Source organism: Neglectibacter sp. X4 (assembly GCF_009917365.1).
Classification (GTDB): domain Bacteria; phylum Bacillota; class Clostridia; order Oscillospirales; family Acutalibacteraceae; genus Acutalibacter.
This window is the reverse complement of record NZ_QWLE01000069.1, coordinates 1-9,361: the sequence shown is the minus strand read 5'-3', so window position 1 is coordinate 9,361 and position 9,361 is coordinate 1. Positions and strand designations below refer to the sequence as shown.

Sequence of the window (9,361 nt, the reverse complement as noted above, 5' to 3'; positions counted from 1 at the left end):
CAAAGCCCCAGACGTGGGAATACCCGCCGCATACCTTCCTGTCGCTCTCGTACTCCATGAAATACTGCTTCATACCGCTCCCTCTCCCTTTCCGGAAAGTGTCTAAAACAATCCTGCGATTCCCTCCGCAAACTTAGCCCCTGCCCCAAATTTCGGAAGTTTTACCCATGTGTGGGATATTCACCTGCTAGCCTGAAACAGATCTTTCTGTGCAATCCATTTTCTGTTGGTTTTGTCTGCCTCTCACACTGCCTGTAAATAAAAAATTGTTTTAGACGCCTTTCTCAAAGTGTCTAAAACAATTATGACATCCGCCAATGCTTCTTCACTACAAAAAAACAGTTGACAGCAGAACCCAGAAGTGATAGAATAATGAAGTAGTCAGATAGGGGTATAGCTCAGCTGGTAGAGCAGCGGTCTCCAAAACCGCGTGCCGAGGGTTCAAGTCCTTCTGCCCCTGCCACAGACATGGCCCGGAATTCCTTGGAATCCCGGGCTTTTCTCGTGTTTTGGGGTGGTGGTATGCGGTCTTTGGAGTCGCTCACTATGGCGTGCATTTTGCTGTTTTTTCGCATCTGGTCGCATCCGTTTCTAACCTTTCCGTCTGGCACATCATCAATAAATCATCAAAATTTCGGGGTGCCCTCTCCTGTTTCACTGTCCCCTGTCAAAAATTGAACCCGTCTGTGATTCCTTGTAGGCGGGCGGTATCTTTCTTGACATAGTACATTTCGGTTATCTGCGAAGTGCTGTGGCCCAGGAGGTCGGCCACTTGGCGGGGCGATAAGGCGAGAATTGTGCCGTCTGGCTGTTTCACACCGTTTATCAGTTGGGTGGCGAAATGATGTCTTAGGCTGTGGAGACCTTTCTGCTCTATCCCCGCTGCCCTGAGAATTCGGTAGTACCTCTTGCGGAAGTTGACCGGTCGGGTGTAGTCGCCCTTCTCGTCGCTCACGAGGGGCGTTGTGGGGCCGAAATCGCGCTCCTGGCGTAACTCCCTTACCGCCTGCTCTGCGGCCCCATTTAGGGGCACACGACGCTTACTGGTGGCTGTTTTGGTTTTGCCGACTTTTACCTCTCTGCCGGGAACGTAATCCGTCCCCTTGCGCCTGCACACCTCTTTCACGTTCTGGCGTACCTCCAGGTATTTGCCCTCCAGGTTGATGTCGCTGTTGAGCAGGCCCAGCAACTCACCTGTGCGTAGGCCGGTGTTCAGCATGAGGATGTAGGCCGCTGGTTGCTGGTATTTCGGCTTGCCGTTACTGAACTTGCTGAACGCCTCGGCCTTGAATTTCTCGATTTCCTCCGGCGTGAACACCGTGACCGTTTCCTGCGTAGGTAGATCCTCTTTGTTTTGTGCCGCCATGAAGTTTGACTTCTTTATCATGGGGACACTGTTCATGGGGTTCTTGGCAAGGATTTCCTGCTGGGTCAGGTAGCGGAAGTATTCGTTGAGGACGATGTATACTTTCTTGACTGTAGTGTAAGCGTAGCCCTGGTTCATCCAATAATTCAGCACTTCCTTGAGGTCAGCGGCGGTGATATCGCCTACTACCTTTTCTCCAAGCAGAGGAAAGATTTGATGCTCTACTGTACATTCACATCTATCGTAAGTGGTACGCTCTACCGAAGGAAACTTGAACACATGGAGCCAGTGCGTCATGCTCTCCCGAAGTGTTTGCTGGGATTCATCGGATGCAAACAGTTGCTCGTTGAAAGCAACAACGTAATTTGTCATTTTCTTGGTAACTTCAGCCTTAGTGGTTCCTGAGAAGCATTTTCGTTTACGCTCTCCCTTTTCGTCCATATACCAGACGGTACCGCCCCAGCGGTTGTCTGAGCGCTTGAAAGCCTTGCCGTTTGTGAGTAATTTCTTTTGTGCCATATGCGGGCCTCCCTTCTTTAACCACCAACACTACCACATAGTGCTGAGCTATGTCCAGAGAAATTTCTGGGCTTTTCTTTGTTTAGCGGCGCAAAATCTGCGCCCGGTTTTACCAGCCAAAATCGTACCCATAGCTTTCCTCGTTAGTGAGTTTCTGCCCATGCGCCAGTTTCTTCAGCGCCTCGCGGCTGCGCTGCTTGCTCTCTGACCAAGTGGGAATGGGCGGCAAGTCTGGCGTGTCAAACGCCTGCTCTAAGTATCTGCCGAAGCGAACAGCATCTTCTGCCAACTCGCCAAGCCATCCTTCCTCTGGTTCCTCAGTGGCTGGAGAGAATCCAAAGGCTTGGCGGTAAAGAAACAGCATTTCCAGGTTCTGTTTGTGGAAAGTCTCGTCGTGCAAACTGCTGTCGCGGCAACGTCGGCCCTCCGGTGTGATAAACGTAATGTGATTTCGAGTATCAGTCCACAGGACTTGATACCCCTCCTGCTCCATATTTTCGATGAAGGACTCCCGATCGTCTGCGTACTCCAAAGCCTCGTTGATGGCGAGGAGTAAATCCAGTTTCCAGTTCTCACCCCGCAAGCCAGCTTGATATTCTCCGGGTTTTATGCTCTTTTTCGACTCATGTCTTTTCGCTTTTTTCAGAACAGAAAGTCCGTGCCGTTGACAAATCAAATCGTTTCATTTCGGTGAGCCTGCAAGTCTGCGGCGTTCTGATGAAGTTTCCTGCCGTCGACACAGCTAACAGAATTCACTACCAAGTGATTATGTAGATGGCCCGTGTCGAGGTGAGTGGCAATCATCACCTCGAAATCAGAAAATTCCCGCTCTGCAAACTCCAAACCTATGGCGTTGGCCTCCTGTGGCGTCAAGAAATCGTCATCGGAAAAGGATTGTACAAAGTGGTAAAATTGCCGCCCATCAGTCTTGCGAAACTGCCTTTTAGTAGTAAGCATTTCTATGTAAGCGCACTGGGGCACGCAATTATAACCTGATACAAATTTCAAATCTCCCTGTCTGGTTTTGCGTTCTTGAGCCACATATTTCAGCACTCCTGCCAGAGCACCTACTGTCTGCTTCTTGTTTCGGATTGCTACAAACGTCGCCATACTACCTCACCTCTCTTGCAATCTTTTCCAAAGCAGAATAAACTTTGGTGTAAGCATTCAATAAATCTTCTATTTGCAAGCTACTGATTCTGCCCATGTTCGCCAGCACAGCCAGTTGATTGATGTTTCTGCCCTGTGCTTTCAGTTCAGACAAAACTTCTTGTAGACCATCTACCTGTACAATTTTTTTGCCAAGTCCACACTGGACAAGGTAGGCAGTTACCGTCATTCCAGCCTTCCGCGCTCGCTTTTGTATAGCTGATTTTTCACTCGGCGTAAGCCTTGCTGTGATAATTTCTGTTTTCGTTTTTCCCTTCAATCTCGCTCTCCTTTTATGAGTCCTTGTCCTTAAAACTCCCCCTTTAGGGGGCGGGGGGAGGGGCCGGGATTACCCGGCTCCTGCGACCGGCGTATAGCCGGGTGCTATGCTTGCCTGCCTAAAAGGCAGGATTTTCTTCTGCCAAGCCGCACTGGCAACCGGGAAATTTCTGCTTCAAATGAAAAATAGGTTTCGCCCGGTAACTTCTTCCAAAATCGCCTACAGGGTGTCCTGGCTCCCTCAGCTTGTACTCCACCCTTGGTGTCTCACTTACCTGCCCAGCATAGCCCTCAAAAGCCCCACAGCTGGCTTTCGTTGTAGCAGTCCACTGCTTGCTGGATTGGCAAAATCCTATACATCAGGTTTCCGTTCCAGACCCGGCCTGTCTTTGTGTAAACCTTTGTCGGCTCCACCTCGATTAACTCTTTCTCCAGTAGCTCAGATACATACTTCCGAACTGTGTTCACGCTCATCTCAACGGCTCTGCCGATGGCTTTATAGCTGGGGTAGCACTTGTGCGTTTTCCTATCTTCGCAAAAAAGAAGATAGGCATACACGGCAAGTGCGCCCGTACTAAGCCCTAAGTAAAACACAGCATTGGGTAGAGGGAAAAAGTTTTTAGGCTTATCCTTATTCTTAAATTCGTAGCATTCCATCAAACACACTTCCTAATTCTATTTGACAGATTCTCCTTTGTCTGTTACAATAGTCTAGCAGAGCTTACTCGGTTTTTCAATAGCTAACGGCCATGATGGGTAAATGCAAATTTCGTATCGGTAACAGGAGGGGCCATGGATTGCTTTGACAGGTTCTCAATATTCTTTTCGGGCGACAAGCTGATTGCTGGCAGGCGCACTTACCCGCTGGGAGAAATCACCACGGAATTACTGAATTTGAAAGACGAATGGTTTGTCGAGTTGCAGAAGTGTACGGACAACTTTGTGCCTGCCGCCCGTGAAATGCTCGAAAGCAAAAATGAAAAAGCCGCTCTTAATGTGCAGGAGAGGCTTAATGCGGTTTGGGATTTGCTGCTTGAGCTGCCGCCTTACCGCGACATAAGTTTGGACATAAGGACAGCCTATCATCTGTTCCCCGTGCTGGTAAGCGATTCTGAAAAATGGCAGGAAGCCACCACTCCAGGCACGGGTGGCCGCAAGCATATTGACTGGTTTCTGGACATGATGGGCGGACTTTCACAAAACCTACTGGTCTTTTTGAATCAGGTGGATGCAACGCTCACCCTCTATTTTGAGCCGCTGGGTAAGAGAACCAAGGACGCATACGGCTTTGCGTTCACCCACTGGTACATGGACGCATTGAAAAAGGCGCCCATCTTTTCGCCTGATGCAGATTGGGAAGTGAGCACAGAGGTGGCTATTGAGTTTGTGCCCGTGAACAACTTGGATGAGACACATCGGCCTGTGATTGCAGAAAAGCTGCAATTCAACAGCCTGGTCAGCTTCCTCTATGCTGATTTTTATCGTGGCCTGATTCACGGGAACTGCCCACGCCGCTGCCACAACTGCGGCAAGTATTTTCTGTTGACTGCTGGCTACAACACCTGCTATTGCAACAACATTGCTCCCGGTGAGACTTCCCGCACCTGTCGTAAGGTAGGCGCTCACAATAAAGCCGAGAAAGAAAAAGCCTCCGAGACCCCGGCACAGCGGGAATATCGGAAGGCTTATAACCGATTGAAGGTGCGGAAGAACCGCAAGAAAATCTCAAATGATGAGTGGAACAAGAAGGTGGCGCAGGCTCAGGAATGGAAGGAGTTGGCAGAACAAGGTAAGCTGTCGGATAGCGAATTGCGGGAGAAGCTGGCTGGGCTTTAGGCTGGCTTCTCTTTGTTTAGCGGCGCAGATCTTGAGGTTCACGACGTTGCCGGTGTGCAGTGCGCTTGCATTTATCCTGCTGTTTTATCCGACACATCTTTCTGTCCCAATTTGAGCCTGCCTCTCTTTATACGGCAGTACGGGTTTTTGGAAAAAAACTCTCCCTGCGAACAATATCCTCCCCAAAACGACGAGTTAATATATAGAGGGCCTTCAAAAATCTGTCAGAGAGGGAGGGTTCAGATGGACAATCCACAAATTGCCGGACTGTACTGGTGGCAGGGAGAATCCGCCAATTCGAAGATTCGTAAGGGAAGGAGGGCGCAGATGGACGACCAGCAAATTGTCGAACTGTACTGGCAGCGGGACGAGACTGCCCTTGCACAGACCGAGTGCAAATATGGCGCGTTCTGCCTGACAGTGGCGATGCGTCTTTTATCGGACGGGGAAGACGCCAAAGAGTGCGTCAACGAGACGTTTTTTCAGGCGTGGAATTTAATCCCGCCGGAGCGGCCTGAAAAACTGCGCCCTTGGTTGGGCAGGATCGTGCGGAACATTTCCATAAGCCTGTGGCGCAAAAACCACCGACAAAAGCGATACAGCGGCCTTGAACAGACCCTAAGCGAGCTGGAAGAAGCGGTGCCGTCCCCCGTCCGGGTGGAGAGGGAAATTGAAAGCGCGGAATTGGGGCGAATCATAGACAAGTGGCTGCAAGGGCTTGCCCGCGACGACCGGGTGCTGTTTGTGCGCCGGTACTGGTACGATATCCCCTTAAAGGAGCTGGCGGAGGAATCGGGCATCCCGGCTAAAAAGCTGGCGCAGAAAATGTACCGATTGCGGCAGGGTCTCAAGACGTTTTTGGAAAGGGAGGGGAATTTTTATGTGTGAAATCGATAAAACCCGTCTGTTCGAGGGCATCACCTATATCGACCCGGCGTTTGTTGAGGAGGCAAATAAGCCTCTTGAAAGAAAACCAGCCCATATTATATGGTTGAAAAAGGCGGGCGCTTTGGCTGCGGCTTTCCTGTTTGTGGTAGCGGTGCTGTTTTCCATCAACGCTGCGTTCCCGGCCTTTGCCGAGAGCCTGCCGCTGGTTGGAGAAATATTCCGGCAGCTGAACTCCATAGGCTCCAACGCGCCTAGTTACGAGGGCGTGGTGCAGGGCATCGGCGTAAGCGCCGGCAATGACCAGTATGAGGCTACAGTCACAGAGGCTTACTGCGACGGGGACTACGTGTTCTTTGCCCTCCGTTTGCAGGTCAAGGACACAAAGCTGCTGAAAATGGAGACACTCTATACAGAAGAAGCGGTCGAAGGGCACGACGCTCCCGGTTGGAGCATTTCTATCAATGGGAAAGGCGCGCCCGGATATGACTTGCCGGTTTTCACCCGCAAGGGCTCCTATTTTGAGAGCAACGCCATCCGGGTCAATCTGCCGGAAGGGATGGGGACAGAGGAAACCATTCAGGTAGAGGCGTTTATGGGGAACCTCTACGGGCGCGGACAGGTTCTTTCTACCGACCCGGTTTCCCTTTGCTTTGACATGGCGATGAACACCCGCTATAACCAGCAGGAACAGGTGCAAAACGTCGAAATCGGCGGTCTGGAGCTGCAAAACTGGGGCTGCTCCCCCAGCAAACTGAGTGTTACTCTGGCCTATCATTATTTTGATATTGCAGGAGTCTATGCCCATGCGCGCACAGACGGCGGGTTGGATTTGGGCGAGGACACCCATGAAAACGGCGGCGGCGATTTCGGCGACGGCCGCTACTCCTTCGGAGACACCGCCTTGCAGGAGTGCACCTTCGTTGGCCCGCCGGAGGGCACGAAAACGGTCGTCATTACAGTCTATAAAGAGCCGCCTGCCGACCGCGCCGCCGGGTCTGCGGCCTTTGGCGAATTCACCGTTGATTTGGAAACAGGCAACGTGCGCGTTACCGACAGCTATCTGGAAGAAGGGTTTACGCATCAGTCCATAACAGAGTATGCCCGTTTGCAGGCGCAGGCACCTCAGCCGGAGATGCCTGTTACCAGTGGGGTGCCGCGTGGGTAGGGGGATTGCAAAAATCCGAACTGTTGCGTACCCGCTGCTGGCCGTGCTGGGAATCTATATCATCCTGTATTTATATTGCGATGGAATCCTGTCGAAGAACCCGTACAACTCCTACACAAAGCAGTGCATCGCATGGCTTAGCGGAAGATTGGATTTGGGGCAAGACTATGCGTGGCTGGAGCTGGCCATTTTTGAGGGGAAATATTACGTGAGTTTCCCGCCCTTCCCCTCCTATGTGTTCCTGCCCTTTGTGCTGATTTTCGGGGAAAACAATCCAGAGAGCCTACTGAATGTCCTGGTGGCCCTTGCTGGGGTGAGCTATTGTGCCCTCATAGCGGCGGAATATAACGTAAGCGAACGATATGCCGCCATGCTGCCTGTTTTCCTGTACGCAGGCAACGCTGTGTTTCCCATTGCGCTCACAAACGGCGTGTGGTTCATTGCGCAAAATATGGCGCTCACCTTTTCGCTCATGAGCCTGTATTATGCGAAAAAAGGACGGAAAGGGCTGTCCCTGTTTTTGTTGTGCTGCGCGTCGGGATGCCGCCCGTTTCAAGTCATATACCTGCCCTTGATAATCTATATTTACATCCACGATTCGCAGCCGGAGGAGACTGCGCTGAAGGATTATTTGTTGGTAAAAGCCTATGTCTTTATTCCCGCTGTTTTGCTGGCAATGTCCTATGCGCTCTTGAATTATTTCAGGTTTGGGAATATCCTGGAATTCGGGCATAACTACCTGCCGGAGTTCACCAATTCCGAGCATGGGCAATTCCATTATAGCTACATTTCGCAAAATTTATATAACTTGGTCAGGCTGCCCGGCTTCCATTTTGAAACGAAAATGAGCATTCCCGAATTTAATGGGATGAACATCTTCCTTTGCTTTCCGATCCTGCTATGGTGGGGGGTCGGTTCCATTAAAACCAGAGCGCTCACACCATGCAACCTGCTGACGGTTTCCTGCGTAGCTGTCCACATACTTCTGCTTGTAAGCCATAAAACCCTGGGCGGATACCACTATGGGAACCGGTATGTAATCGATGTCCTTCCGGCAGTTTTTGCCGCGGTGTGCCGTGTGGATTTGGACAGAAAAGCAGATTGTTTTGGCCTTTTTCAAGTGCTGCTTTTGTGGGGGATGATATTCAATATTGTTGGGTATTGCCAGTTTCTGAAAGTGTAGATTACTTTCTGTATTTTCTTCCAAAATCCGTTCTTCTTTGTTAAGCGGCGCAGATTTTGAGGGCCTTGCTGACTTGACAAATCTTTATTTCCATGTTACCATTGCAACGCTGGAGGCCTTAACAACTATATTCACCTCTACTCAAGGGGTAAAAACCGTCTGGTTTCTGGGCTGAAAATTTCGAATATCATCAATAAAGCATCAAAATCTTTTGGGGCGTGTGCTTTTGAGAAACTTGTGGCTCAACGATGCGGAAAACTGGCTGTTGTATGTCCGCTGATGCCTTTTCCGCATCCACTCCAAAACCGCGTGCCGAGGGTTCGAATCCTTCTGCCCCTGCCAAAAAAGCCAGGAATCATGCGGGTTCCGGGCTTTTTCTTTTTTCTTTCTATCAGCAGTTTGGGGGCTTTCTATCAATTTTCTATCACCCCTCTGGCGTCGCATGTGGTTGTTTCAGCGCTTTTTCCATAGCTGCCGCCATATCCAGTTTGGAATTTTTATCGACATGGGCATAAAAATTCAACGTGGTGGAGGCACTGCCGTGGCCCAGCCACTGCTGCACCTGGACGATGGAAAAGCCCATATTCAGCAGATTTGACGCCGCGCTGTGACGGAGGTCATGCAGGCGTATGTTCGGCAGGCTGCTCTTGACGATGACGTTGTGGAAAGTCCGGGTCAGGTAGTTAGGCGAGATCACGTTCCCATCAGGCCAAGTACACACATAGTCATTTTGTATGTACCCGGCACCCAAAGCCCCTTGCAGGCGCTCCTGGCGATGTTTCTGCCCCTTTAGCAGACTGTACACGCTGTCCGTCATAGGCAGGGTGCGGTAGCTGCTGTTGGTCTTGGGTGTGTCCACATAATCGCCGTTTGCGCCTTGCTGGAGGGTTTCCGTGACCGTTATGGTGCGGTTCTCAAAGTCGATATGCTCCCACTTCAGGCCCAGCACCTCGCTGCGTCGGAAGCCATAGACAGC

Annotated in this window: 10 protein-coding genes and 1 tRNA gene; 5 read left to right on the top strand and 6 right to left on the bottom strand. The window is 50.8% G+C overall.

All coding sequences use genetic code 11. From position 1 onward, the window contains the following. Nucleotides 1-387 precede the first annotated feature (387 nt). Nucleotides 388-463 (top strand) — tRNA-Trp (locus D1841_RS15310). 204 nt (nt 464-667) lie between these two features. Here D1841_RS15310 and D1841_RS15305 read toward each other — a convergent pair. From D1841_RS15305 to D1841_RS15285, 5 genes are all read right to left on the bottom strand, one after another. Beyond that, nucleotides 668-1,885 (bottom strand): site-specific integrase, encoded by a 1,218-nt coding sequence (locus D1841_RS15305; RefSeq protein ID WP_160644403.1) that lies wholly within the window; start codon nt 1,883-1,885, stop codon nt 668-670. Nucleotides 1,886-1,994: 109 nt separating this feature from the next. Continuing rightward, nucleotides 1,995-2,561 (bottom strand): hypothetical protein, encoded by a 567-nt coding sequence (locus tag D1841_RS15300; RefSeq protein WP_160644405.1) that lies wholly within the window; start codon nt 2,559-2,561, stop codon nt 1,995-1,997. After that, on the bottom strand, nt 2,558-2,995 hold the full coding sequence (locus tag D1841_RS15295) for a relaxase/mobilization nuclease domain-containing protein (RefSeq protein WP_160644407.1): 438 nt from the start codon (nt 2,993-2,995) through the stop codon (nt 2,558-2,560). The genes D1841_RS15300 and D1841_RS15295 overlap by 4 nt, the downstream gene beginning before the upstream one ends. 1 nt (nt 2,996) lies before the next feature. Then, nucleotides 2,997-3,314 (bottom strand): plasmid mobilization relaxosome protein MobC, encoded by a 318-nt coding sequence (gene mobC / locus D1841_RS15290; RefSeq protein WP_160644409.1) that lies wholly within the window; start codon nt 3,312-3,314, stop codon nt 2,997-2,999. A 290-nt stretch (nt 3,315-3,604) separates the two neighbouring features. After that, entirely contained in the window at nt 3,605-3,970 is a 366-nt protein-coding gene (locus D1841_RS15285) for a helix-turn-helix domain-containing protein (RefSeq protein ID WP_160644411.1), read from the bottom strand. Nucleotides 3,971-4,105: 135 nt separating this feature from the next. Here D1841_RS15285 and D1841_RS15280 point away from each other — a divergent pair, with 135 nt between their 5' ends. The 4 genes from D1841_RS15280 (at nt 4,106) to D1841_RS15265 (ending at nt 8,385) form a co-directional block, all read left to right on the top strand. After that, entirely contained in the window at nt 4,106-5,149 is a 1,044-nt protein-coding gene (locus tag D1841_RS15280; RefSeq protein WP_160644413.1) for a DUF6076 domain-containing protein, read from the top strand. A gap of 243 nt (nt 5,150-5,392) precedes the next feature. Continuing rightward, the gene (locus D1841_RS15275) at nt 5,393-6,037 is read left to right on the top strand and encodes an RNA polymerase sigma factor (RefSeq protein WP_237077182.1); all 645 of its coding nucleotides are present in this window, start codon (nt 5,393-5,395) and stop codon (nt 6,035-6,037) included. Next, the gene (locus D1841_RS15270; protein WP_160644415.1) at nt 6,030-7,202 is read left to right on the top strand and encodes a DUF4179 domain-containing protein; all 1,173 of its coding nucleotides are present in this window, start codon (nt 6,030-6,032) and stop codon (nt 7,200-7,202) included. Before D1841_RS15275 ends, D1841_RS15270 begins: the two co-directional genes overlap by 8 nt. Nucleotides 7,203-7,356: 154 nt before the next feature. Continuing rightward, the gene (locus D1841_RS15265; RefSeq protein WP_166554281.1) at nt 7,357-8,385 is read left to right on the top strand and encodes a hypothetical protein; all 1,029 of its coding nucleotides are present in this window, start codon (nt 7,357-7,359) and stop codon (nt 8,383-8,385) included. Between the two features lie 424 nt (nt 8,386-8,809). Here D1841_RS15265 and D1841_RS15260 read toward each other — a convergent pair. Further along, nucleotides 8,810-9,361 (bottom strand): site-specific integrase (locus tag D1841_RS15260; RefSeq protein WP_160644420.1); only part of this gene is annotated, 552 nt, incomplete at its 5' end.